Source organism: Bacteroidota bacterium (assembly GCA_016711505.1).
GTDB lineage: Bacteria > Bacteroidota > Bacteroidia > AKYH767-A > 2013-40CM-41-45 > JADKIH01.
In genome coordinates this window covers 60555-86983 of the sequence record JADJSV010000002.1, presented here as the reverse complement: position 1 = coordinate 86983, position 26429 = coordinate 60555, and the positions used below count along the sequence as shown (strand labels likewise).

At 38.4% G+C, this 26429-nt stretch carries 25 protein-coding genes and 1 pseudogene; 6 read left to right on the top strand and 20 right to left on the bottom strand.

The features are described from left to right. Positions 1-60 precede the first annotated feature (60 nt). The 12 genes and pseudogenes from ftsA to mraZ form a co-directional block, all read right to left on the bottom strand. Positions 61-1377, bottom strand: coding sequence for a cell division protein FtsA (ftsA, locus tag IPL24_04000; protein ID MBK8362853.1), 1317 nt, complete (start codon positions 1375-1377; stop codon positions 61-63). 1 nt (position 1378) lies between these two features. Continuing rightward, positions 1379-2188 (bottom strand): hypothetical protein, encoded by an 810-nt coding sequence (locus tag IPL24_03995; protein MBK8362852.1) that lies wholly within the window; start codon positions 2186-2188, stop codon positions 1379-1381. Beyond that, complete coding sequence (locus IPL24_03990; GenBank protein ID MBK8362851.1) at positions 2185-3519, bottom strand: UDP-N-acetylmuramate--L-alanine ligase; 1335 nt, start codon at positions 3517-3519, stop codon at positions 2185-2187. The genes IPL24_03995 and IPL24_03990 overlap by 4 nt, the downstream gene beginning before the upstream one ends. A gap of 51 nt (positions 3520-3570) precedes the next feature. Next, entirely contained in the window at positions 3571-4680 is a 1110-nt protein-coding gene (gene murG / locus IPL24_03985; GenBank protein ID MBK8362850.1) for an undecaprenyldiphospho-muramoylpentapeptide beta-N-acetylglucosaminyltransferase, read from the bottom strand. Continuing rightward, positions 4667-5830, bottom strand: a complete 1164-nt coding sequence (locus IPL24_03980) for an FtsW/RodA/SpoVE family cell cycle protein (GenBank protein MBK8362849.1) — start codon at positions 5828-5830, stop codon at positions 4667-4669. Before IPL24_03980 ends, murG begins: the two co-directional genes overlap by 14 nt. A gap of 72 nt (positions 5831-5902) precedes the next feature. Beyond that, a complete protein-coding gene (murD, locus tag IPL24_03975; GenBank protein MBK8362848.1) occupies positions 5903-7255 on the bottom strand; it encodes a UDP-N-acetylmuramoyl-L-alanine--D-glutamate ligase in 1353 nt (450 codons plus the stop codon). Positions 7256-7259: 4 nt separating this feature from the next. After that, positions 7260-8518 (bottom strand): annotated as a pseudogene (locus tag IPL24_03970) (phospho-N-acetylmuramoyl-pentapeptide-transferase). A 1-nt stretch (position 8519) separates the two neighbouring features. Further along, positions 8520-9980 carry a UDP-N-acetylmuramoyl-L-alanyl-D-glutamate--2,6-diaminopimelate ligase gene (locus IPL24_03965; GenBank protein MBK8362847.1) on the bottom strand — a complete coding sequence of 487 codons (1461 nt, stop codon included), beginning with the start codon at positions 9978-9980 and terminating at the stop codon, positions 8520-8522. Beyond that, positions 9977-12085 (bottom strand): transpeptidase family protein, encoded by a 2109-nt coding sequence (locus IPL24_03960; protein ID MBK8362846.1) that lies wholly within the window; start codon positions 12083-12085, stop codon positions 9977-9979. Before IPL24_03960 ends, IPL24_03965 begins: the two co-directional genes overlap by 4 nt. A 20-nt stretch (positions 12086-12105) precedes the next feature. Continuing rightward, positions 12106-12534 carry a hypothetical protein gene (locus IPL24_03955; GenBank protein ID MBK8362845.1) on the bottom strand — a complete coding sequence of 143 codons (429 nt, stop codon included), beginning with the start codon at positions 12532-12534 and terminating at the stop codon, positions 12106-12108. 3 nt (positions 12535-12537) lie between these two features. Next, on the bottom strand, positions 12538-13443 hold the full coding sequence (gene rsmH / locus IPL24_03950; GenBank protein MBK8362844.1) for a 16S rRNA (cytosine(1402)-N(4))-methyltransferase RsmH: 906 nt from the start codon (positions 13441-13443) through the stop codon (positions 12538-12540). Then, positions 13427-13903 (bottom strand): division/cell wall cluster transcriptional repressor MraZ, encoded by a 477-nt coding sequence (mraZ, locus tag IPL24_03945; protein MBK8362843.1) that lies wholly within the window; start codon positions 13901-13903, stop codon positions 13427-13429. Before mraZ ends, rsmH begins: the two co-directional genes overlap by 17 nt. Before the next feature lie 286 nt (positions 13904-14189). On the opposite strand from mraZ, the gene IPL24_03940 reads away from it, so the two are divergent. From IPL24_03940 to gldC, 3 genes are all read left to right on the top strand, one after another. Next, positions 14190-14960, top strand: a complete 771-nt coding sequence (locus tag IPL24_03940; protein ID MBK8362842.1) for an alpha/beta hydrolase — start codon at positions 14190-14192, stop codon at positions 14958-14960. A gap of 137 nt (positions 14961-15097) precedes the next feature. Then, positions 15098-15703, top strand: coding sequence for a YihA family ribosome biogenesis GTP-binding protein (locus IPL24_03935; protein ID MBK8362841.1), 606 nt, complete (start codon positions 15098-15100; stop codon positions 15701-15703). 113 nt (positions 15704-15816) lie between these two features. After that, on the top strand, positions 15817-16146 hold the full coding sequence (gldC, locus tag IPL24_03930) for a gliding motility protein GldC (protein ID MBK8362840.1): 330 nt from the start codon (positions 15817-15819) through the stop codon (positions 16144-16146). A 131-nt stretch (positions 16147-16277) separates the two neighbouring features. On the opposite strand, the gene IPL24_03925 is transcribed toward gldC, so the two are convergent. Further along, a complete protein-coding gene (locus IPL24_03925) occupies positions 16278-17312 on the bottom strand; it encodes a hypothetical protein (GenBank protein MBK8362839.1) in 1035 nt (344 codons plus the stop codon). A 75-nt stretch (positions 17313-17387) separates the two neighbouring features. Between IPL24_03925 and IPL24_03920 the strand changes: the two genes are divergently transcribed. Together IPL24_03920 and IPL24_03915 are read left to right on the top strand one after the other, a co-directional pair. Then, positions 17388-18086, top strand: a complete 699-nt coding sequence (locus IPL24_03920; protein MBK8362838.1) for a PorT family protein — start codon at positions 17388-17390, stop codon at positions 18084-18086. A 132-nt stretch (positions 18087-18218) separates the two neighbouring features. Next, positions 18219-19874 carry an NAD+ synthase gene (locus IPL24_03915; protein ID MBK8362837.1) on the top strand — a complete coding sequence of 552 codons (1656 nt, stop codon included), beginning with the start codon at positions 18219-18221 and terminating at the stop codon, positions 19872-19874. Positions 19875-19934: 60 nt separating this feature from the next. Here the strand turns inward: IPL24_03915 and IPL24_03910 are convergent, their stop codons facing one another. Next, positions 19935-20291, bottom strand: a complete 357-nt coding sequence (locus IPL24_03910) for a TfoX/Sxy family protein (GenBank protein MBK8362836.1) — start codon at positions 20289-20291, stop codon at positions 19935-19937. Between the two features lie 281 nt (positions 20292-20572). Beyond that, the gene (locus tag IPL24_03905) at positions 20573-21556 is read right to left on the bottom strand and encodes a hypothetical protein (protein MBK8362835.1); all 984 of its coding nucleotides are present in this window, start codon (positions 21554-21556) and stop codon (positions 20573-20575) included. Between the two features lie 161 nt (positions 21557-21717). Here IPL24_03905 and IPL24_03900 point away from each other — a divergent pair, with 161 nt between their 5' ends. Beyond that, on the top strand, positions 21718-23670 hold the full coding sequence (locus IPL24_03900; GenBank protein MBK8362834.1) for a T9SS type A sorting domain-containing protein: 1953 nt from the start codon (positions 21718-21720) through the stop codon (positions 23668-23670). Between the two features lie 83 nt (positions 23671-23753). Here IPL24_03900 and IPL24_03895 read toward each other — a convergent pair whose 3' ends face one another. The 5 genes from IPL24_03895 to IPL24_03875 all read right to left on the bottom strand — a co-directional run bounded on the left by IPL24_03895 (position 23754) and on the right by IPL24_03875 (position 26416). Further along, the gene (locus tag IPL24_03895) at positions 23754-24266 is read right to left on the bottom strand and encodes an SRPBCC domain-containing protein (GenBank protein ID MBK8362833.1); all 513 of its coding nucleotides are present in this window, start codon (positions 24264-24266) and stop codon (positions 23754-23756) included. Position 24267: 1 nt separating this feature from the next. Next, complete coding sequence (locus IPL24_03890) at positions 24268-24609, bottom strand: winged helix-turn-helix transcriptional regulator (protein MBK8362832.1); 342 nt, start codon at positions 24607-24609, stop codon at positions 24268-24270. A 111-nt stretch (positions 24610-24720) separates the two neighbouring features. Then, on the bottom strand, positions 24721-25077 hold the full coding sequence (locus IPL24_03885) for a hypothetical protein (protein MBK8362831.1): 357 nt from the start codon (positions 25075-25077) through the stop codon (positions 24721-24723). A gap of 63 nt (positions 25078-25140) precedes the next feature. Beyond that, positions 25141-25623 carry a hypothetical protein gene (locus IPL24_03880; GenBank protein MBK8362830.1) on the bottom strand — a complete coding sequence of 161 codons (483 nt, stop codon included), beginning with the start codon at positions 25621-25623 and terminating at the stop codon, positions 25141-25143. 16 nt (positions 25624-25639) lie between these two features. Further along, a complete protein-coding gene (locus IPL24_03875; GenBank protein MBK8362829.1) occupies positions 25640-26416 on the bottom strand; it encodes an RMD1 family protein in 777 nt (258 codons plus the stop codon). Between the last annotated feature and the right edge of the window lie 13 nt (positions 26417-26429).

The following is a 26429-nucleotide window of genomic DNA, read 5'->3' as shown; positions in this document are numbered from 1 at the left end:
TAAGTATTGTTGATTGTTCCGTTTGTTTATTCTTTTAATGTCTATAATCTTCGTTATTGATTATAGTTCTTTGTCCTTTTCCTCTTTGAAAATATCTGCGATGATCTCAAATAATGACGGACGTGGTGTTCCTTGTTTTACTTTATCTTCTTTCAGCTTCCCTGCACGAGTTGCTTTTGGTGCTTCTTCAAGAACTTTTGTAAGTAAACTTTTTCTTGTCTTGTCAAGATCGTGGAAACCTTTTATTACAAGTCCAACACCTGTTGCATACATTGGACTCTTAAGATCATCTGCACCTTTTCCTAAATGTTCATTCGGATATCCGACACGTGTATCCATTCCTGTAATAAATTCTACAAGCTGAACGATGTGACGTAACTGTGCTCCACCACCGGTGATAACAATACCTGCGATCAGTTTCTTTTCAAATCCTGAATTGCGGATTTCAAAATGAACATGCTCGATGATCTCTTCCATACGAGCCTGAATGATGTGTGAAAGATTTTTAACAGAGATCTCACGTGGCTCTCTTCCTCTTAATCCGGGAATTGAAACAATTTCATTCTCCAGATTTTCACTTGCCAATGCAGAACCAAATTTGATCTTCAAAAGTTCGGCCTGATTGCGGATGATTGAACATCCCATTTTAATATCTTCTGTGATAACATTTCCACCGAAAGGAATAACGGCAGTATGACGAATGATTCCGTCCTGGAATATTGCAACATCAGTAGTACCACCACCGATATCAACCAATACAACTCCTGCTTCTTTTTCTTCTTCAGTTAAAACTGCTTCTGATGATGCAAGTGGCTCCAGATATAAACCTTTTGTTTCCAGAGATGCTCTGTCAACGCATTTGTAAATATTTTTTGCAGCTGTGATCTGGCCGGTGATGATGTGACAATTTGCTTCAAGACGAACACCTGACATACCGATCGGATTCTTAATTCCCTGCTCGTTATCAATGATATACTCCTGCGGAATAACGTGAATGATCTTTTCTCCCGGAGGCATTGCTAGTTTATACATGTCGTCAACAATGGCATCTATATCTTCCTGGTTGATTTCATCATCCAATGAATTACGGGTACGCATACCACGGTGCTGCAAACTTTTAATATGCTGTCCGGCGATACCAACGTACACTGAACCGATATCAACCTTTGATTTCTCAGAAGCTTCAGTGACCGACATTTTGATCGACTCAATTGTATTCACAATGTTAGTGACCACGCCGCGTGTTACGCCAAGTGACTCACTTTTCCCATAACCTAAAATGTCGATCTTGCCGAACTCATTTCTCCGACCTACAATTGTACAAATCTTCGTTGTACCAATGTCAAGACCAACTACGATGTCTTCGTTTTTTTCCATATCACTTTTTTGTGCAAACAACCTGACCTTCGTATTTCAGATTGATAGTTTTGTATTTGTTCCATCCTGTTTTGCTCAGTCCCTCACGGTAAAACAATAACAGTTTGTTCAATTTCTTTTCCAGTTTTTCACTATTTCCTAAAACAATGTTTTGACTTCCTACTCGTGGTATCAATTCAATGTCCCCTTCTGCATTCACATAAATTTGTTCAATCTGTGCATTCCAGAATTCATGATGGTAGATGTAATCTGCAACATGAAATATTTCATCAATTCGTGAAAGTTTAATTGCAGTATCTTTCTTTTCCCCGTCGTATACTGTTACTCTTCTTTCAGATTCCGTATCGAAAATATATCCATTTGCAACTGCAACTCTTGCTGTGTAATCACCTGACAAAGGCATGAATACACCTTGATCGTCAATGTAGAAACTCTCATCTTTCACATTCACTATGCGAACGACCGGCATGCGTTGCTTTACTTCAATTTTGATCTTTCCATCAATGGTTGAAAATACTTCAGCGTCAGCGATAAATGGGTTTGTATTAATGATTTTTTCCAACAAACTAATGTTAATAGAACTTAACGGTTTTCCCTTCAATGTTCCGAACTTATTCTTCACCAATTCCATGATCTCGCCCTCTTCCACAAAGTTATGTCCCAGAGTATCGATGATAGCAACTTCAACATCACTACAAGGCATTACATCCTGACGATGTTCAGAAAACCCCAATGTGATCAAAAAGGCTACAATCACTGCACCATACGCTGTAATGCGCAAGATTTTGCTACGGTTCGGATTCTCACTCATGACTTAATTGCTTTTTGTAATAGTTCACTAATGGGTCTTACCAACTGATCAATATCACCTGCTCCTAATGTCAGTACAACATCCGATGGATGCGCTTCCAAAACTTCCAACGCTTTATTTTTCGAACATTGATACTTCTCACAGGTCACATCATTAAAAATTATTTCTGATGTCACTCCCGGAATCGGAAGTTCGCGTGCCGGATAGATGTCGAGCAGGATAAGACAATCAAGCATCGATAAACTTTTCGCAAAACCTTCTGCAAAATCACGTGTTCGTGAATACAGATGCGGCTGAAAAATTCCTGTGATCCTTTTTCCCGGATAGAGTTCTCTAACTGAGGAAATACATGCCCTTAACTCTTCCGGATGATGAGCATAATCATCAATGTAAACACAATCTGCGGTCTTCAATTGATAATCAAAACGACGCTTTACACCATTATAAGAGGCCATTGCCTTTTTTATAGTATCATTTTCAATTCCCAGATGCACTGCAACTGCAACAGCTGCGACTGCATTTTCAACATTGTGCAATCCCGGCATCTCGCTGGTCAGGTCTTCTATCAGATCTTTTGCACTTGTCCAGTTAAAATGATATCGATGATCTTTTATGTGAATATTCTCACCTTTGAAATCGGCAGCTGCATCGATCGAATACGATTGCATATTTATATCCAGATCCGTTACAGGAAGTCCTGAACGGTGAATCAAAAGTCCTCCGTCTTTTACCTGTCCGGCAAACAACCTGTACGAATCGATCATATAATTATGATCGCCGTAGATATCCAGATGATCGGCATCCATCGATGTGATCACTGCCAGATCAGGATGTAAAGCGAGAAATGAACGATCATATTCGTCGGCTTCAACTACTGTATATTTTTTACCGATTGAATTTCCCAACAATAAATTAGTCCGGTAATTCTTTGTGATCCCACCAAGAAAGGCTGTGCAATTCAATCCTGCACTCTTTAATATATGTGCAACCATTGAAGAAGTAGTAGTCTTGCCATGAGTACCGGCAATACCGATTGTATAACTACTCTTGGTGATCATTCCCAGAACTTCTGACCGTTTCTTCAGTTCATATTGATTGTCTTTGAAGAAATTCCATTCTGTATGGTCTTTTGGAATTGCAGGTGTATAAACAACAAGAACATTTCCTTTTTTGTCAGGATCGGAATAGATCTTTTCAGCCAGAGACAAATTGTCTTCGAAATGAACGGATATTCCTTCGTCGATAAGTTCATCTGTCAAAGGTGTTGGAGTTTTATCATAGCCGCTTACTTCTTTTCCAATGGATTTGAAATAGCGAGCTATGGCCGACATACCAATGCCTCCGATCCCTACAAAATAGATATGTGTTTTATTGTCGAACACTTATTTTCCTGAAATAGAATAAACTTCCTCTGCTATAACATCAGCAGAATTTGCCAATGCCAGCTTAGAAATATTTTGCTGTAATTTATTTTGAGCCGATTGATCATTGATCAATTCTATTGCTTGTGTAATTAGTTTTGCTGATGCTTCTGCATCACTTATCAGAATTGCTGCATCTTTTTTCACCAGCGACATAGCATTCTTCGTCTGATGATCCTCAGCAACATTCGGAGATGGAACCAGTATTGCCGGTTTTGCAACTAAGGCCAGTTCAGAAACAGAACTCGCTCCTGCTCTGGAGATCACTACATCTGCAGCTGCAAAGGCCAGATCCATTCGTTGAATAAAATCATACGCTGAAATTCCATTTGCCGAATACTGTGATGTTAATTCCTGAGCCTTCGGATAAAATGCTTTTCCTGTCTGCCAGATCAATTGAATATTTTTATCAGCTAACTTCTGAATTCCCTCTGCAATACTGTGATTAAGTGTTCTTGCTCCTAAGCTTCCGCCAATAAGCAAAACTGTTTTTTTATCAGACGATAAGCTGAAAAAGCGCAGAGCCTCTTCACGTTTACCTTTTATATCGACCATATTCTCCCTTACAGGATTTCCGGTGATCTTTATTTTATCTGCAGGAAAATAATTCTCCATTCCATCATATGCTACACATATACGCTTAACTCTTTTTGACAGAAGTTTATTTGTGATTCCGGCAAAAGAATTCTGCTCCTGGATCAAAGCAGGAACATTCATACCGGTTGCTGCAAACAATAATGGTCCGGAAGCATAACCTCCTACACCAACTGCAACATCCGGTTTAAATTCTTTCACTATCATCCGTGCTTTAAAAACGCTTTGAAGTATTTTGATTGGCAACATCAGATTTTGTAATGACAATTTCCTTTGAATACCACTTATGTTCAATCCTACTATTTTATATCCGGCAGCCGGAACTTTTTCCATTTCCATTCTGCCATTGGCACCGACAAACAAAATCTCTGTTGCCGGATTCATTTTTTTTAATGCATTTGCAATAGCTACTGCAGGAAAAATATGTCCACCTGTACCGCCACCGCTAATGATCACTCTTAAACTAGGCCGCTGCAAGTTCTGCTCCTCCTTCTTTCTTTTCTTTTTCGACCTGACGACTTACGCTTAATACTATTCCTAATGCAATACTTGTAAACCAGATCGATGTTCCGCCCATACTCAGGAATGGCAAAGGCTGTCCGGTTACAGGAAATAAATTCACTGCTACTGCCATATTTATCAATGCCTGAAAGACAAGCATGAATGTACAACCTGCGGCGAGTAGCGTGCCGAAGGCCATGGGACTATGATGAATGAACCGAATGACTCTGAAGAAGAGAAGTAAATAAAGCGAGATCAGAAATGCTGCTCCTAGAAATCCATACTCTTCTATTATGATAGCAAATATGAAATCCGAATATGGATGTGGCAGAAAATTCCGTTGAACACTATTTCCCGGAAACACACCAATCAAACCTCCGCGGGCAATTGCAATTTTTGCCTGATCTGACTGATAATTATCTGCTGCCTCATCACCTGAGAAACGTTCAATACGTGCTTTCCATGTTTCAATCCTGCCGGTATGCCCTATCGCCATTGAAATTACGATGAACAACATGAATGCTGCGATCCCGATTCCAACCATTGCAGCAATGTATTTCATGCTGATTCTTCCAATGAACATCAGATAAATCGCTGATGAAAAGACAACAGCGGCAGTTGAGAAATTTGCGGGAAGGATCAATGCACAAACGATCAATACCGGAATTACCACAGGCAGGAATGCTGATTTGAAACTTTTGATTTCGTCCTGCTTCTTTGATAACATCCGGGCTACAAACATGATCAATGCCAGCTTAGCAAAATCAGATGTCTGAAACGTAATATTAGTTCCCGGCAATGTCAGCCAACGACTGGCTTCATTGAGATTTGTTCCTAATAAAAGAGTCAGTCCCAATAAAGGCACTGTGACAAACAAAGCAATGATGGAGATCTTTGAATAATAAGTATAGCGAACCAGATGGGCCGCATACATTAACCCAATACCAAATGCTAAAATGAATAAATGTTTGAACAGATAATATTCCGTATTGCCGCTTTTATACTTGTACGCTAAAGTACCCGTACTACTATATACAGCAAGTAATGAGAAGATCGACAAAATGAATACAATCATCCAGATCGTCCGGTCGCCTTTGAAATATTTATCAAGCCAGGTTGCTTGCATGTTTTTGGTTAATTTGGGAGGGTGTTTATTATTTCGTTTTTCATCTTTCGAAAAACGAAAGACGAAAAACCATTAAAGCGACTTGACAGCTTTCTTAAACTGGCGTCCGCGGTCTTCGTAATTCTCGAACAGGTCGAAACTTGCGCAAGCGGGAGAAAGAAGAACAACATCACCTTTTTTACTTAAGCGATAGCTTTCTCTCACTGCAGATTCAGCTGAATCAGTTTCAACGATCTCTTCTACCATTCCTGAAAATGCTTTGAAGATCTTCTTGTTGTCTTTTCCAAGACAAACAATTGCTTTTACTTTTTCCTTGATCAACTCTTCGAGCATTTCATAATCATTTCCTTTATCTACTCCACCAAGGATAAGAACTACAGGCTTATTAAAACTTTCCAATGCAAACCATGTTGAATTAACATTTGTTGCTTTTGAATCGTTATAGAATTCGATTCCGTGAATCGTATTTACAAATTCAAGGCGGTGTTCAACATTGCGGAAATCAATCATGCTTTCGCGAATGACTTCCTTACGGATGTGAACAAGTTGTGCAGTTATTCCTGCAGCCATTGTATTGTGTAAATTGTGTTTGCCTTGTAGGGCTAGTTCATGTATCAGCATGGTAAATTGGTTGTTGTTTGTGTTTATGATGAGTTGTTGATCTTCTACGTACGCTCCCTGTTCCACTTTTGATTTCAGTGAAAAAGGATACTTCTTTGATTTTACTTCAACAGAAGGGAGATATTCTGTTGTAATTGCATCATCCGCACAATAAATAAATGCATCGGCTGATGTTTGATTCTGAACTATTCTGAACTTTGCCATGACATAATTTTTCAATTCATAATTATATCTGTCAAGATGATCAGGAGTAATATTTGTAAGAATGGCGATATCACATTTGAAATGATACATGTCATCCAGTTGAAAACTGCTTAACTCAAGCACATAATAATCGAAGTCCTGCTCAGCAACCTGCATAGCGAAACTCTTTCCAACATTTCCTGCTAAACCAACTTTCAATCCTGCTTTTTGCAGAATATGATACACCAGCATTGTTGTAGTGGTCTTACCATTGGTTCCGGTAATGCCGATCATCTTCGCTTTTGAATATCTTCCTGCAAATTCTATTTCACTGACAACAGGAATTCCTGCGTTACGGATCTTCTTCAGTATTTCTACTTTCTCAGGAATCCCGGGACTTTTTACAATTTCATTGGCACTCAGTATTTCTGATTCATCGTGCTTGCCCTCTTCGAAACGAATTTTGTATTTCTCCAATGCTGCACGATACTCAGGTTTGATCTCACCTTTATCAGACACAAAAACATCGAAGCCTTGCTTTTGGGCAAGGACAGCTGTACCAACACCACTTTCGCCGGCGCCCAGTACAACTAGTTTCTTTTTTTCTGTCTGAGTATTCAACTGATCAACGAAGTTTTAATGTTACTACTGTAAGAACTGCAAGCATGATCCCTATGATCCAGAATCTTGATACTATTTTTGATTCGTGATATCCTAATTTCTGATAGTGATGATGCAATGGCGACATTTTGAAAATACGTCGACCTTCGCCGTACTTTTTCTTAGTGTATTTAAAATATCCCACTTGCAATACAACCGATACATTCTCTATCAAAAACACTCCACATAAAATCGGAATGAGCAATTCCTTTCTGATCGCAATTGCAAACGTGGCAATGATCCCACCTAAGGCAAGACTTCCTGTATCGCCCATGAAAACCTGAGCGGGATATGCATTGTACCAGAGAAATCCTACACATGCTCCAACGAATGCAGCAATGAATACCACCAGCTCACCGGCATGCGGGATGTACATTATGTTCAGATAATTTGCGAAGACAGTGTTACCGGAAACATAAGCAAGTACACCAAGTGTTGCTCCTATAATGGCACTGGTACCTGTAGCTAGTCCGTCGATACCATCTGTAATATTAGCTCCGTTTGAAACAGCAGTGATGATCAGAATTACGATCGGAATAAATACAAGCCATGCATACTTCTCATACCCTTTACCCATCCAGCTGATCAGAAAAGCATAATCAAATTCGTGGTTCTTGATGAATGGAATTGTAGTGGTTGTAGACTTAACTGCTTTCGGGGAATACAATGCATTCTCCGAAAGTCGCATGTCTTCAATTACATTCTCATTGCTATGTTCAATAACGATTGATTTGCTTACCAGCTTCTCTTTAACTACAACATTCGGATTCCAGTAAAGAGTTATTCCGATAATAATTCCTAATCCAACCTGACCAAGAATTTTAAATCTTCCAGCTAATCCTTCTTTATCTTTTTTGAAAACTTTTATATAATCGTCAATAAAACCAATGATCCCTAACCAGATTGTAGTAACGATCATGATGATGACATACACATTCACAAGGCGGGCGAATAAAAGTGTCGGAATCAGTATTGCCGCAATTATGATCAAACCACCCATAGTAGGTGTTCCTTGCTTTACCTTCTGTCCATCGAGGCCAAGATCACGAACTGTTTCACCAACCTGCTTCTTCAAAAGAATGCCTATGATCTTTTTTCCAAACAACAATGAAATGATCAAAGACATGATCAAAGCTAAAGCTGCACGGAAGGAAATGTATTGAAACACTCCTGCGCCCGGAACTTTAATTCATCATGTAAATAAGCAAACAGATAGTATAACATGCTATGCCATTATTTGAAATAACTCGAGTAATATTTTCTTATCGTCGAATGGAGTCCGAACTCCTTTCACTTCCTGATATTTTTCATGACCTTTTCCGGCAACTAAAATCACATCACCCGGTTTTGCCAATGATACTGCAGTCTTGATCGCTTCACGGCGATCAGCTATTGAAAGTGTCTTTCTTGCTTCTCCAAGTGGAACACCTTTTTCCATCTGCCGAATGATCTCAGCAGGATCTTCCGAACGCGGATTATCGCTTGTCAGAATCACACGATCACTTTTTTCGCAAGCGATCTTTGCCATCACCGGACGTTTTGCTGAATCACGATCTCCGCCACATCCAACTATTGTGATGATCTTTCCATGACCATCATTAACATCATGAATTGTTGAAAGAACATTCTGCAAAGCATCAGGAGTATGTGCGTAATCCACTACACCAATTATCTGTGAAGGAGAAGTCACAAAATCAAATCTACCTTCAACCGGCTCCAGCGTACTTAATGCTGTCAAGACTTCCAGCTTATCTTCTTCAAGTAATGTTGCTGTTGCAAATGCTGCTGTCAGATTGTAAGCATTGAAACTTCCAACCAAACGGCAAAGCACTTCCTGTCCATTAAGATTCAGAAGTAATCCTGAAAAATGATTCTCGATCAACTTGCAACGATAATCAGCTATAGATTTTAATCCGTATGTGTATTTTTTTGCCTTCGTATTCTGAAGCATGATCGCTCCGTTTTTATCATCCAGATTTGTCAAAGCAAACGCTTCTGCAGGGAGATGATCGAAAAATTCTTTTTTCGCTTTCAGATAATTCTCGAATGTCTTATGGTAATCAAGATGATCATGTGTCAGATTAGTAAAAACTCCTCCTGCAAAGACAAGTCCTGCTATTCGTTTCTGAACTACTGAATGCGAACTCACTTCCATGAATGCATGCGAACAACCGGCATCTACCATTGCCGATAACATTCCGTTTAACTGAATTGGATCCGGAGTTGTATGCGTTGCAGGTATTACCTGATCGTTGATCTGATTTTTTACAGTCGACAACAAGCCGGCTGAATAACCGAGTTTTCGAAACAACTGATACAACAATGTTGCAGTCGTTGTCTTACCATTTGTTCCGGTTACACCTATGAGTTTTAAATTCTCAGATGGATTTCCGAAATAATTTGAAGCAATGATGGCAAGTGCAAGTGCACTGTCGTTTACACGAACATAAGTAATACCATTGATCAGTTCTTCAGGAAATTGCTCACAAACTATTGCAACTACACCTCTTTCAATAACAGAAGAAATATAATTGTGACCGTCTGATTGCAATCCTCTGACAGCAACGAACAATCCGCCTTCTCTTGCAGAACGTGAATCAAAACAGACGTCGATAACATTGAGGTCAGTACTACCTGACACTTCTTCAATTCCGGTCTTGTAAAGAATATCTTTTAGTAACCTCATATATCCAGATCAAGTATGATCAACTGTCCTTTTATTATTCTGGTTCCGGAGTTGATCGACTGTCGAACAACATTACCTCTTCCATTAACTTTCACTCTATAGCCTGCATTTTCAAGAAGGTAAACTGCATCTTTCAATCCCATTCCATAAACGTTCGGAGTAATTCCTGCAACATTTTTCCTTTCGCTCATTACGATTCGATCGGATTGAATAACAGGTGCAACTAAATTTGCATCCATATCTTTAGTCGATGATGGAATATTTAAATGTGCAAAAACTTTTTTCAGATCTTTTTGCTGCCCTGCTTTTGCAAGAGGTAAAGGAGAAACAGTTGTATCTCTGTGAACAGGTTTATCATCATGAAGATCGACATGATTACTGTACACTTTGTCTGCAATGTCTTTGAATATCGGAGCAGAAACGGCACCACCGAAATAAACGTCTCTTGAAGGTGCATATACTACAACCATACACGAATATTTCGGAGCATCAGCCGGAAAATATCCAACGAATGATGCCTGATATGATGGATGAGTTTTATCGTAACCGAATTTATTGACAGAGATCTGTGCAGTACCTGTTTTACCTGCGATTCTATAAGGAGACTTATTTAATTCTTTAGCAGACCCTCTTTCAACAACACCTTCCATTAGTTTTCTTGCTTTAGCAAGAGCAGCAGGAGATGCAATTGAATCACGGATTATCTCTGTACCGAATTTTTTTATTGTCCGGCCATGACTCTGGATCTCTTTTACAAAATGCGGACGAACCATGCGGCCATTATTTGCAATTGCATTATAGAAGGCCAGGATCTGAAGCGGAGTTAATTTCGTTTCGTAACCTATCGACATCCAAGGCAAAGAAACACCTGACCAGTCTTCAGCAGTAATATTTTTGATCCGTGGAGTACCTTCACCTTCTATTTCAAGTCCAAGTGGTGTTCCTAATCCGAACGACTTAATTTTATCTATGAAAGCCTGCGGATTTTTAGAATAACGTGCTACGATCGCAGATGAAATACCAACATTTGAAGATGTTTCAAAAGCCTGTTGAATTGAAAGCTTAGGAAAGTGTGGCGGGTGCGCATCTTCCATTGTTAATTGTCCATACTTGCGTTCACCGTTGCCGACAAAAATTGAATCTTCCGGATCAATCAAACCATCGTCAAGAGCTGCAAGCATTGAAGCCATTTTAAAGGTTGAGCCCGGTTCAGTAGCTTCCGCTATTACATAATTAAAATCCTCTACATAATTTCCTTCTGCATTTCTTTTCAGATTTGCAATCGCTTTGATCTCTCCTGTTGCAACTTCCATCAACACTGCACAGCCATGATCAGCATTATGCATCATCAAATGTTCTTCGAGTGAATTTTCGGCAACATCCTGAATATTGATATCAATTGTTGTAACGATATCATGACCATCTTTCGATTCAATTTCTTCTTTATCATTTAATGGCTTCCACATTCCGCCACTGATACGTTGTTCAAGACGGCGTCCGCCGACACCTTTCAATTCATTATTGTAAGCAGATTCAATTCCGACCGGTTTAAAATCACGCATTGTTCCGATCGTACGGGAAGCAAGCATTTTGAAAGGCATTTCACGGATCTCTTTCTGAAGAACCATTAATCCGCCTTTATATCTTCCCATTCTGAAAAGTGGAAATGTTTTTAAAGTCTGTAGTTCAGCGTAACGCACATTTCTTCTTACAAGGAAAAATCTTTCTTTTGAAGTTCTGGCTTCACGAAGAGAAGATTTGAAATCCGCTGCTGTGCGGTCAGGAAATAGTAATGAAAGGCTGATCGCCAGCGAGTCAATATTTCTGTTAAAATTTTCTTCCGTCAATCCGTCTGCCAGAAGATCCATACGGATATCATATATAGGAATAGATGTGCTTAACAATCGCCCATCACTTGAGAATATGTTTCCTCTGCTTGCTTCTACTTGCTTATATCGTGTTGAAAAACTGTCTGCCTGTGCAGTCCAGTAATCGCCTTGCACAAACTGGATACGGAAGATCTGGACAAGAATGACCACACCCATCAAACACATCATGATAAATGATATGTTGATTCTCCACATTATGTCCTTTTTTACTTCCATGTTCGTGCGGGGTACTCTTATTATTTTTTTTCTTTTTTCGGTGCAAAAATTTTCTGCGTTGGCTGAGTATTCTCTTTTAATTCTGATGCTGAAAGTTCACGTGCTAATTCAGATTGTTTGCTCTCTGCCATTAATTGCGACATAGTAGAAATGTATTCAGCACGGCGTTCTTTCAATTCATTCTTTGTTTTCTCAATATCTCTGATCACTCGTTCCGCGTAATAACTATTTCCTATGTAACAGATGATCAAAAAAGTGACAAACAATACAAATGGCATTGCTTTGGCAATTTCATTGCGCTGAAAGATTCCGAAGACATCCATGAACCGGGTAAGGATCATGGGTGGTTTAACTTTCTTCTTTGGTTTTCTCTCAACCTTGGGAGCTTCCTCTTCTACTTCTTCAGCTTCTTCAACTACAGGAGCAGGTTTTCTTTTATTCTCAGCCATCAGTTAATTCTTTTCAGCTATTCTTAATTTTGCGCTACGTGAACGCGGATTCCTTTTCACTTCTTCTTCTGTCGCTTCAATGGGTTTCCGGTTTACTGCTTTTAAAGGACTATTGGTCTGGTTTCCGAAGACATCCTTCTCAACTTCTCCTTCAAATATTCCTTTTGAAATAATGTTTTTCACTAAGCGGTCTTCCAGAGAATGATACGAGAGCACTACCAATCTGCCTTGTGGTGCCAGTACATTTGTTGTCTGCACCAGCATTTCTTTCAACGATTCAAGTTCTTCGTTCACTTCAATCCGTAATGCCTGAAACACTTTAGCGTAATACTGACTTTCTGCTTTTTTGTCGACACATGACATGATCGCTGTTTTAAACTGATCGATATGTGTCAACTTTTCTGTTTTCCTTACGTCAACTATTTTCCTTGCAAGCGTTTTAGAATTATGAACTTCTCCAAATTGCGAGAAGATCTTCAGCAGTTTTTCTTCAGAATAAGTATTCAGAATATCAGCTGCAGTGATTTTCGATTCACGATTCATTCTCATATCAAGTTCCGCTTCGTAGCGAATAGAAAATCCGCGGTCTGCAGCATCGATCTGATAAGAAGAAATGCCCAGGTCAGCTAAAATTCCATCGACTGGAATAGCATCGTAATAGCGAAGAAAATTTTTAATGAATCTGTAATTCTGTCTGACAAGAACAAAACGAGGATCTTTGATAGAATTTCGTTCTGCATCTTCATCCTGATCAAAAGCGATCAGCCGACCTTTTTCACCCAATCGTTTTAAAATTTCCTTCGAATGTCCGCCGCCACCAAAAGTGACATCGACATAAACCCCATCAGGTTTAATTTGTAAGGCTTCAATACATTCATTCAACAGAGCCGGCTCATGATATGTCGTCATCTTCTTCCTCCTTCTTCTTCTTTCCCATCACCTCTTCCGCCAATTGTGAGAAGTTTTCTGAATCATCCTTCATCATCCGAGCATACTCCGCTTCTGACCATATTTCAATCCGGTTCCCATAAGCAAAGAGCACAATATCTTTTTCGATTCCTGCATAATCCATCAATGTTTTTGGAAGCAGTAATCGGTTAGTTGTATCCAGTTCCATCGAAGTTGCGCCGTTATTGAATTTGCGCAAGAACTCACGGTTCTTGCGAACGAACATGTTCAGTGAATTGACTTCATCACTGATCTTATCCCATTCCTTACGTGTATACATCACCAGATGCTTTTCCATTCCGCGGTTGGCAACGAAAAGCTTCTGCTCTTTCGCCGGAATTTGCTTTTTCAAGCCGCCCGGCAAAAGGAAGCGTCCTTTTGCATCAACTGTACAATGAAATTCACCGATGAATCCCGCCATTCGAAGATTTTTTCTTTGCGCTAATGTAATTCAAATTTTACCACTTCCTACCACTTTTTACCACTTTGTTGAAAACTTTCTGAACCGAGCCATGGGCGCGGCTTTCAGAATATGGCCTGCGCACATTCCGAAGAAAATTTCTTCAACAATCGGCCGTTTTCGGACCCTTCAGGATGTCAGATTGAGGCCGGTGGGAAAATAAAATCAACAATTTCTATTGTATAAAGCACAGGAATGAGCCTCTGTGTACTACTCATTTTTTCTCTACATTTGGAAAAAAGATTTTATGCAATACGAAATCAAACAGGAGAATGACTTTCATTACATTGAAGAAGGAAGCGGACCCACTCTGCTACTTCTGCATGGATTGTTCGGCGCACTGAGTAACTGGTCGGATGTTGTAAATCATTTCTCGAAACGTTATCGTATCGTAATTCCTCTTATGCCGATCTATACGCTGCCACTTCTGAATACGAATGTGAAAGCGCTGGCTGAGTTTATCCACAACTTCATAAATTTCAAGCAATACAAAGACATCATCCTAATCGGCAACTCACTGGGCGGACACGTTACACTGGTTTATGTAAAAAATCATCCGCAGAATATCCGCGGAATGGTACTTACAGGAAGTAGTGGTCTTTATGAAAACGCTATGGGCGGATCTTTTCCAAGAAGAGAAGACTATAATTTCATCAAGCAAAAAGTTGAGTACACTTTTTTCGATCCCGCTTCAGCTTCAAAAGAACTGGTTGATGAAGTATATGGAATTGTAAACGATAAAGGCAAACTGATCAGAATTCTTTCTCTTGCTAAATCTGCCATTCGCCATAACATGAGCGACGATCTTCAGTTCATGAAACAACCTACTTGTCTGATATGGGGAAAGAATGATACCATCACTCCACCTGATGTTGCCGAAGAATTTCATCGCCTTCTTCCAAAAAACGAATTACACTGGATCGACAAATGCGGACATGCTCCGATGATGGAGCAACCGGTTGAGTTTAATACTGTGTTGGATGGATGGCTGGCACGGACTTTTCCGGATGCGAAGTAATAATTTTAACACAGAGAAAAAGGAGAAAAAAAGGGAGAAAAAGGAGATCTCCTTTTTCTCCCTTTTTTTCTCCTTTTTCTCTGTGTTAAAAAAAATTAATCCTTTCACTACTTACCAATTACTACTTATCAGAAAGAATGAACATTAAACAAGCCGAATTCCTTGCCAGCAATACAACTTTTGAAAAATGCCCTAAACCGGATATGCCGGAGTATGCATTTATCGGCAGGTCGAATGTTGGAAAATCTTCATTGATCAATATGCTGACCAACAGAAAAGCGTTGGCCAAGACTTCTTCTACTCCGGGAAAGACTCAACTCATTAACCATTTTATTATTGATGAAAAATGGTACTTAGTCGATCTGCCCGGATATGGATTTGCCAAAGCATCGAAAGACAACAAAGCGGCATGGGACAAAATGATCAAAGACTATCTGGAGAAGCGAATGAATCTGATGACAGTATTTGTTTTGATCGACATCAGACACGAACCTCAGAAAGTAGATGTGAAATTCATCAACTGGATGGGAGAAAAAGAAATTGCATTTGTAATCGTTTTTACAAAAGCAGATAAGATCTCAAAACAATTAGTCGCTTCTTCTGTTGCTGCATATAAAAAAGAACTACTTCAAACGTGGGATCAACTTCCAACGATCTTTATTACTTCTGCAGAAAAAAATGTGGGAAGAGATGAGATACTTGACTATGTTGAAAATGTGAATAAGGAGTTTAAGAAGAAATGAAAAGTGAATTTAATTGCGGATTGCGGAATGAGCGCGATTAAAGTAACTACCTTGAATGAGCGGTGATTCGAAAAACGAAAACCAAAAAAAAAGAAAAAAGAAAAAAGAAAAAAATGGATTCAAAAATAAATTTCCACGTAAAATTAGACGAAGAAAGAGTACCGGAAGCGATTGCCTGGGAAGCATCTGATAGTGGCATGACGGGAGTAAAACCTTGCAATGCTGTAATGATGAGCATCTGGGACCCGAAAGAAAATACAACACTACGCATTGATCTCTGGACAAAAGAAATGTTAGTCGACGACATGAAACGTTTCTTCTACGAAAACTTCATGACAATGGCAGACACCTACCAACGCGCAACGAACGATGAAGTGAATGCGAAGAATATTAAGAAGTTTGCAGAGGAGTTTGGTCGCAGTATTGAAAAGCCGATCTTGTAATGATAGTTCTTGACTTAATTTAAAGAAGGTCAGAGGTCAGAGGTCAAAGGTCAAAGGTCACGCTGCTTGCAAGGGTGCAGCGTGACCTCTGACCTTTGACCTCTGACCTAAATTCCAATGACCTCAAGAATCTACTTCGCCGGCTTATACCCCGACTCCTGATAGATCCGCATCATATCTTTCATTTCCATCAGTTGTTGTAATTCTGTTTTAGGATGTTTTGTGAGATAGGCGCTGACAATTTTCCAACCGATATACTTTCCGATATTTCCAGGTGAATCTTTTGGAAACGCACTGGTAGTTGGACCATCGTTTGTATACTTTGAAAGAATATTCGGATCGGCACTGAAAAGAAGTTTGTTGTCGACAAAAAATGTCCAGATCTCTTTTTCATTTTTTTCACACAATTCAAATTGCGATTCGGTAAATCCTAATCTTCGCCAGTCATCTGCATCGGGAATTACATATTCTAAAAACGTAACAATCCGTCCTTCGCTGATCATCATATCTATCACTTTTGCTGAAGCTTCATCGATCTGGTAATCACTCAGCGCCCACCCTTTCATTGCATCGATCACCACATTTTCTTTCTCCATCTGAATCCGAAGATAATTAGGAAGAGGTGGCTCAAGTGTATTGTAATAACGATAATCTTTTCCCAGATACATATCGAGGCCAATACCAAGGTTAAAAGAGTCGCATACGATAGGATAAGAAAAAACCGACAGCAGTGTTACAATTGTTGGTATTGATTTTTTTGGGAAATAGTATTTATAATAATTGAATGCCTGTGACAACTGTTCCTTTTCCGCTTCAAAATCTCCAAATGTTTTTCTGATGTCTTCGGCAACGGCACGGAAATTTGTATCTGATACAAACGAAACTATTCGTTCCTGCATCATTATGCTATCCGGTGTTCCTAATGAGGTGATTCTAAACATGTACAGATCAAAAAAGTCGCCATATTCAGCCTTTAATTTTGAAATTGCCGTGGCAGGTTGTGTAACGTCCATACCAAAAAGATCAGCTTCAAATCTCTGTAATTTCAATTCAGTAGAAACAGCCGAAATCTCCGGCTTCTGCGTATTCTGATTACAGCCTGAAATCAACACGATCGTGTAAATAACCAATAGCGCTGCTATATTAGATGATATGTGTTTTTTCATTAATATTGTAGGAAATTAAAGCAAAAGTATCAGTATTCATCTATCAAACGTCTAATCACTAAAAAATTATATAACATGAAAAAGTTAACTGCCATTGCCTTGTTTATCCTGACAGGTTTCGCTTCCCAAGCTCAAAGCAATGAAGGATTGCACTTTGGATTAAAAATAACTCCTTCCATTGCCTGGTTAAGAACCGACACAAAAGGTACAGAAAGCGATGGCTCAAAATTCGGCTTCTGTTATGGATTGATCACTGAATTCCAGTTTTCAGACAATTATTCTTTCGCTACAGGATTAGATGTGACCTACCGTGGCGGAAATTTACGCTCGACATTTGAAACAAATGACAACATTACTAAAGTTGTCACAATTGCTGAATCAGAAATGACACTTCAATATATTGAACTTCCTATTACTCTTAAACTAAAAACTAATGAGATCGGTTACCTGACTTATTATTTACAGGCAGGTCTGGCACCGGCAATTAATATACGTTCAAGAGCTGACATTAAATTCAATACTCAAACAACTACATTAGCTACAAATTCAACTGTAACATCAAATGTTGAATTGGATGACGAAGACATTCAGGATGATATCAACAACATTAATCTTTCAATGATCATTGGTGGCGGAATTGAATACACTTTGAGTGGCTCAACAGTTTTACTTGTAGGAGTACAATTCAACAACGGTCTATTAGATGTTTCTGATGCCGATGGTTTGAAGATGAATAGTAATATGCTGGGATTGTCGGTTGGAATACTATTTTAGTGGATAGCAAGTGGTGAGTTGTAAGTAGACATTGTTACTAATATCACCCAAACTCTCGAATAAAAGAAATTAGTTTGAGATTAGAACGCCCTTGCTACTTACCAATTACCAATTACTACTTACCGAAAAGAAATGCGCATCGCTCTCGCTCAACTCAATTACACCGTCGGTGATTTCGAAAAAAATGTTTCTCTCATCAAGCAGAACATTATTAAAGCGAAAGAAAGCGGTGTCGAGCTAATTGTTTTTTCTGAATTATGCATTTCTGCATATCCACCTCAGGATTTTCTTGAATTCGATGATTTTATAAAAAAGTGCTACGTTGCAGCTGAAGAGATTTCTAAAGAATGTAAAGGGATTGCTGCAATTGTCGGACTGCCAGTAAGAAATAAAAAAATAGAAGGTAAAAATCTTTTTAATGCAGCATTGCTTCTGACTGAAGGAAGAATAGCAGACGAAATTCATAAAGCACTACTTCCCACCTACGACATTTTTGACGAATACCGATACTTCGAACCTGAGCGGAATTTTCACTGTATTAATTTCAAAGGAATAAAGATCGCTTTAACTATCTGCGAAGATCTGTGGAACGTAGAAGATGATCCTATGTACATCAATTCTCCAATGGATGTACTTATCAAAGAAGAGCCAAAATTAATGATCAACATTGCTGCATCACCTTTTGATCATGCACATGCTGAATCACGCAAAGCTATTCTCAAACGCAATGCAATAAAGTATAACTTGCCATTGGTGTATGTCAATCATATCGGAGCACAGACGGAAATTATTTTCGATGGCGGAAGTATTGGTATGGATGCTGAAGGAAATACAGTTCATGAAATGAATTATTTCCGTGAAGACTTTGCTATGTTTGATTTTGATGCCGGAAGCAAATCACTTACCTGCTCGAAAATAGTACCTGTCTTAAACCGTGAACACATAAAGATCGCTGACATACACGAAGCCCTCGTTCTTGGCATCCGCGATTATTTCAGCAAACAAAATTTCAAGAAAGCTATTTTAGGATTAAGTGGCGGAATTGACTCTGCACTGGTTACTGTTCTTGCAGCGACTGCACTTGGACCTGAAAATGTACATACGATCTTAATGCCATCGGAGTTTTCATCGAAAGGTTCTGTTGATGATTCATTAGCCTTGCTTCAGAACACCAGAGTTTCGCATGACATTATTCCAATTAAAGATCTTCTCGATCAATATCTGATTTCACTTAAACCATTTTTTAAAGATCTGCCGTTCAGTGTAGCAGAAGAAAATATTCAGGCACGCATCCGAGGTGGACTATTAATGGCTGAATCAAATAAGTTTGGATATATCTTACTGAACACTTCTAATAAAAGTGAATTAGCTGTTGGATACGGAACATTGTATGGCGATATGTGCGGAGGTCTATCAGTGATCGGCGACATTTACAAAACGCAGGTCTTTGAACTTTGCAGATATATTAATCGCAATGGAGAAATTATTCCGGAAAACATTTTAACCAAACCACCTTCTGCAGAATTACGTCCCAACCAAAAAGATTCTGATTCCCTTCCGGAATATGATATCCTCGATAAAGTTTTAATTGAATACATAGAAAATCGCCGTGGTCCTTCTGAACTGATGGCAATGGGTTTCGACGAATCACTAGTCCGCCGGATCCTGAAAATGGTAAACACTAATGAATACAAACGCTATCAGACTCCGCCGATTTTAAGGGTTTCTCCTAAAGCCTTCGGAAAAGGTCGTCGATTACCTATCTGTCAGAAAGTATTAGTAAGCTAGTCAGCAATTTTCAAAACGTATGGCCTAGCGGGCCTGATAATAATTATCAGTATTCATTCTTCATTTCTTCGAAGCTTTAGCTAATGGATTAAAATCCAAACAAAGTTGTACCCAATAACTCAAATCTTTTTTTGATTTAATTCCCTCGCCGACAACAAAAATATATCCTTTCATACTTCTGCCGGTAAAATCCATCGGTATGACATTCTCTTTTTCCAAAGCTTTATCATATGCTTTCTCTCCGATTCTGCAAAGCAGATATTCTTCTTCCGTTTTTTTGTCGATGTGCGTTCCGCAACACATTTTATTATCGACCATAAAGCAGATTCCACTAAACATTTTTTTCTCGGTAAAGTCTGCACCTTTGCTGAGCAAAATTTCTCTTATGCGCTGAGCAGTTTTTTCATTAAAGGCCATATCTGTATTCTGTTTATATGAAACACTATATGTGATCTATTTATTAATCTGAACCATTTTAGCAGTTTTAAAATACAAATAACTAAAAACAAAGCTGTCCGAAAAAAGGAATAAATACAATTGGCACCATTAGTATATTGAAAGTTGAATTTGATTTCACCAAAATATCAAATTGCATTTCTAACATAAATTCAGATTGCTTCCCCCATTCCATGTAAACACAAAGAAATGAGATCAACACTCCAAGTAGAAAGATCTTCGGGTTCACTGCAAAGATTAATTCAATATGGATTTGTTTGCTTCCACGTTTCCATTATGACCGGCAACTCTTTTTTATACTGCTCGACATTCCAAACAATATCCCATTGTGAAACGTACCGAGCTAATGGTTCAAGTCCGACTTCTGCTCTTCTCTTATCTACATTGTCAGGATCTTCTAAAGGTGCAACATAAAAATATTGTGTCTTGAGGTCTTTGTTTATCTGACTGCCATAGATCTGCTTTTTTCCCTGACGCAAAGCGACCCGGTCTTCCATGAGTGCAAGACTGGAGCTCTTGGCTTTCCCGTTTTTTACAGCTTCGCGCATCATTGGCAAATACATTTCCTGAGTTTTTATATCTGAATGCTGAATTACCAGAAATAGTGTTGTATTACCTTGTTCACCAACAATGTCAGCCCCTAACCAACCTCTGGTATCCAGGATATTCCTGACTTTGATAAGATTTATCGAATCCTTTTCCATTCCAAGTTTCCAATGCTCTTTTATTTCCTTTGAATCCCAACCATATTTAGTTTCAATATCTTTTATCTGCCTTCTGAAATTCTGATCGTCATTATAGATCGAATCTAATTTTGCAACCAATTGCTTGTCTAGATTTATTTCAGCTTTCTCCTTATTACTTCTGATCTGATCTATATATTCTTTCCATCGTTTATCGCTATGCAAAGAGATAAGATCTTCATCATTGGAAATATGATTAAGGTTTTTATAGTTAATTTTTTTTACCAGTATATCGATCTGATAAAACGCACTGTCGGCTTCATTCGCCAATGCCCATGAACAGGCTGCATTGTATCTGTCGTCGGGATAACCTTTCCAGCCTAACGTTTTGAAAGCCTTTGAATATTCATGTGCAGAACGTTTGAATTCTTTAACATTATAAAGAGAATCAGCAGTTTTAATGAAAACAGAATACTCTTGTTCTTGAGAAAAAGCAAAATTTATACTAAATATTGCGGCAATTAATACCAGGAATGTTCTCATGGGTCCATTTTTTTATATGCTATTTTACAAAAAAATCATGATTTAGCCAGATCAAATATTGTTAACACTCATTTAACAATTGTCTAATTGGGAAAATTCATGTTTATGTTAGTTAATTTGGCTAAAAAAGGAGCATTTTGTAGTTGTATTTTACTTCAATAATGGTACCTTTACCAACCAATTTTCAACTGAAGCATTCATTTGAAAACTCCTTACGTTTACAGTTCGAAACTCGTAAAATTCCTTCTGATAATTCTCTTAACCTTAACCAATCAAATAACAAAAATGAAAAAATTACTTTATTAGCATTTGCACTACTTGCCATGAGTAGCAGCGAAGCACAAAACTCTATGAAGATTTCCGGAAGAGATCTATCCAATGGAAAATCAGTTCCGGCAACAATCTCAGCCAGTCACCGTAACGCCGGACAGGTTGTTACTCCAACTGTGCTTGCAACAATTTTTAGTGAAGACTTTGCAGCCGGTTTACCTGCAACTTGGGTTCAAAATGACAGTACCGGAGCCGGAGAAGTCTGGACATACGCTCACACAGGTCCGTTAAACGATTCAATTCTTCTTGCTTTGAAGTCTACTTCTGCAGCAAATGGATGGATGATGTTTGATGATGATGGTTATGGTAACAATACAGATGTTGCATCTGCAAGCTTAATCACTCCTGCTATCGATTGTTCATCAAATACAATTGTATATCTTACTTTACAGGAACATTTCCGTCAATATAATACGGGTTCAGGTACAATTTATGTCAGCAATGACAGTATCACTTGGACAGCTGTCCATTCTGCTGAAACAGGTTTAGCTCAAGGTGAAACAACAGCAAATCCTTATAACCCTTATATTGATATCTCTTCAGTTGCCGCTAACCAGGCAAACGTTTATCTTAAGTTTACTTATCGTGGTAACTGGGACTACTACTGGCAAATTGACGACATCGAAGTTTTTGAACCGTCAGCAGTCGATGTTAGCGCTATCAATGTAATGCCTTTAAATACTGAATATACTTTTCTTCCTGTATCTCAGGCAGCAAATTTATATTTAGCAGGTGATGTTTTTAATATCGGTTCAACAGCTACTAGTGGCGGAACTGCTCTTTTCGAAGTAATCGATTCAGCAACAAATACTGCAGCGTTTACTGAAACAGTAAATCTTCCGGTGATTGGTTCATTTGCAACTGAAAGTGTTCTTACTACAACTGCATTCACTCCTACTGCTGCTGCAACGTATTTCGTTCGTATGACAGTAACTTTATCCGGCGATGCAAATACAGGAAATGATATTTTCGAATCAGCAACTACAATGGTTACTGACTCAATTTTTGGACGTGACAATGGTACTTCAACAGGAGCATTAGGAATTGGCGCTGGTCCTGCAAATGGTATCGTAGGACAGAATTATACTGTTGTTACTGCTTCACAGGTTACTTCAGTTTCATTCTTCCTGACAGATGTAATGACACCGAACCCGGCAGGCTCTCCAGTTTGGGCGACTATCCGTACTCAAGCTGTCGGTTCTGAACCAAGCAATACAATATTGGCAAGTTCTGATACTCTGATTATAATGCCAGGCGATATCGCTACAGGTGGACAATGGTTCACTCTACCCGTAAGAAGTGTTCCTTCTTTATCTCTAGGATTATATTTTGTTGGTGTACATGAAGCAGATTCATTATTGACACTTTCAACATCCAATGCTATTTTAACTGCCAGTGCTGTATGGGCTTCATGGGATGGCGCTCCTTCACCACCTGCAGTGAATGGTTGGGCTTTGGCCAGTGACCTAGGTTTCGATATTGTTTATCAATTAAGACTAAACTTCGGTGATGTATCAATCGGTGTAGATAAATTAAATACACTTTCAGGATTTGAAGTTTATCCAAACCCTTCTAGAGGAATTATCAACATTTCAAATACTAAAAATGATAATTCAGATTATTCTGTGAATGTTTATAATGCTATCGGACAATCAGTTTATGCTACGAAAATTACAACAGCATCTTTAACTACAATTGACCTTAGCTCTCAACCTTCAGGTATTTATCAGGTTAAAATCACGAATAACTCAGGTTCGTTTAACCAATCAGTAGTTATTAAGTAATTAATAACTAATAGCAATAAATAAAAATGGGCGTTCCTTAAAGGACGCCCATTTTTATTTTTCAATCCGACAGCTAACGGGATTCATTTGTCATTCTTAATCTTCAAGTAATTTTCAAGCTGATCAAACGTCCCATTAAACCCTTGTGACATATTCTCAAACATTGAGAAGTATGTTGCGGCTTGCTCTTCGGTAGGGTTTATCGGATAGCCCTGAATGGTCAGTGTTGTAATTCCATTCTTCTCAGCCAACTTCATTTTATTTAATATCTCCATTGGGAATTCAATTGGAAATGGAGCCTTGCAAAGATTTCCGGCTTCATCGGAAAATGAATTTACAAATTCGATCAAGTGTGGTTCTTCAATATTGACATACCGGAACATTCCCCACATCACCTGACCATGGCCTTCCATTTTATAATGAAGTTTACCTCCATTTCTGAAGTCCATACTTTTTACTGTTACTGGCATCCCAACAGGTCCCCACCATTGTGCAAAAGCTTCTGCACTTGAAAAAGCTTCGAAGACTAATGCAATCGGAGCATTAAATTCTCGGACAATTTTTAGTCCTTCTTTTTGTTCGGTTTGATTTACCATCTTATTTTATTTTTGATTTGACCTTTTTAGTCTTAGCAATATTGAAATACTTATCCAGTGAATTGAACTTTTCATTCCAGAATTGACTGTATTGATTGGCCCAGTCTGCTACTTCTTTTATTTTCTTAGGATTAATCTGATAATAGATCTCTCGCCCTACTTGTTCTTGTTTTACTATATGACATTCTGTAAGAATCTGAATATGCTTTGAAATTGTCTGCCGCGACGAATCAAAGTTCGCAGCGATAGCTCCGGGCGTCATGGCCTGAAATGCCAGCAAACCAATTATTGCCCGCCGTGTAGGATCAGCAATTGCCTGAAAAATATCTCTTCGAGTTTCCATTTTGTGCAGTTATTTGACTGCAAATATAATGCAGTTATCTGACTGCGCAACTTTTTATTGAAATAATTTTAAATATGGTTTTAAAACAAATAAAATGGCTTTTTTCGAAATCTAATATTGCTTTTTTAGCAATTTCAAAACCCGATCCGGGAAGTCTGAAATAATTCCATCAACGCCCAGTTCTATCAGACGGGCTATTTGCTTTTCTTCATTGACAGTCCATGGAATCACTTTCACATTTACTGCATGAAAAGATTGAATATTTTTCTTTGTAACTAACCTTTTATCGGGGCTGAATACAGACGGTAAAAAGCCAAGTACTTTTTTTACGTCATTCACATTGCTTAAACTTTCCGTGAGGTAAACTAATTTTACTTCCTGATACTTCTGATGAATGTATTTCAAAGCCCGTGAATCAAATGACTGAATCATACACTTTGATAGCAGTGATGATCTTTTAATTTCCATAATAACCAGTTCGCAAAATTCATTTACTGTTGGCGAGTAAATTGAATCATATTCAGGATCACTTTATATTTCAATATTAAAGTCAGGTATGGCCAAAGAATTTAACCTGCAAAATGCAAGAACGGAATCAAAAACTTCCGAGAGCAACGGTTTAACTGTGAACATCTTTACCTGTTCAGGAAAACGACCGTAAAATTTACTGCCACAATCGTGCTCACGTATTGCTGAATAATCCATAGCATAAATATTCAATTGCTTCTCACTTGCTAATGTGAGTTGTTCTCCGGACTTATCTAAGCAAATTTCACTATTTATCCATGGTTCATGCGAGACAACAACCTGCTGGTCGCGTGAAATTACAACATCTAATTCGAGAGTGTTAACCTTTAACTGCACAGCATTAATAAATGCAGGAATTGTATTTTCAGGATAAAGTCCCCGGCAACCGCGATGTCCTTCGACATCAAACGAACTTGTTTGCGAATAAGAGTTGTAAGCCAATGTGGAGAAAATAAATAGCAGAAACTTGTATAGGTCTTTTCTCATTAGCAGCGACATTTTATCAGAGAAATTTACTCATAAATAAGTTGATCACCTCCACAAGAATCAGGATTATAATTATCCATTCGAGTGAACTGCTCTTCCGATGATGCATGATATCTTTGAACAGTCCCAGATTCTCTTTTATAATTTCAAGCACTTCGTGAATACTTCTGTATCTGCTCTGAAGATCAAATGTCTTTTTCAACTCAGTATCTATCTTGTCCAGTTTTTCATCGTCCCATGTACTTGCAGCAGAATCAAAAATGTACAGATTCTCCGTGATACGATTCATAAGATTCAATGTTTTGCCAATAAATCGTTTCAATTTGTTTCCGGAAATACTCAACCGACCCGTTCTTTCCAGATTAAAAGTGTATTGATTAGTTTCCTCCATCAAAATAGTTGCTTGATCTGAATAATAATCGAGAGCTACTGACTGAGATACATTCAACATGATAACACGAAAAGTTTCCGGGTCAGAATTGACAAGCTGTATTTTATTATTCCCAATCTTATCTTCCTGTGAAGAAGTTTCAATTAAATACTCTTCCTGCAACTTTACCTCAAAGAAATTCTTGCAGTAAGGAGAAATAAGTTTAATGAAGTCTGAAATACGAACATCATCCTGGTTCATGAAACAGACTACTCCATATTTGAAAACATAAATATATTGATCGGAACTAACCTGAAAATACAACTCATCCGAGTCCGAATAAAATAATTTAGCAGTGAAGAAATTCTTGAACGACTTAATGTCAATCGTATCGGAGATCTGGAAGGATTGAACTTTGTACATATTTTTTGCTGAC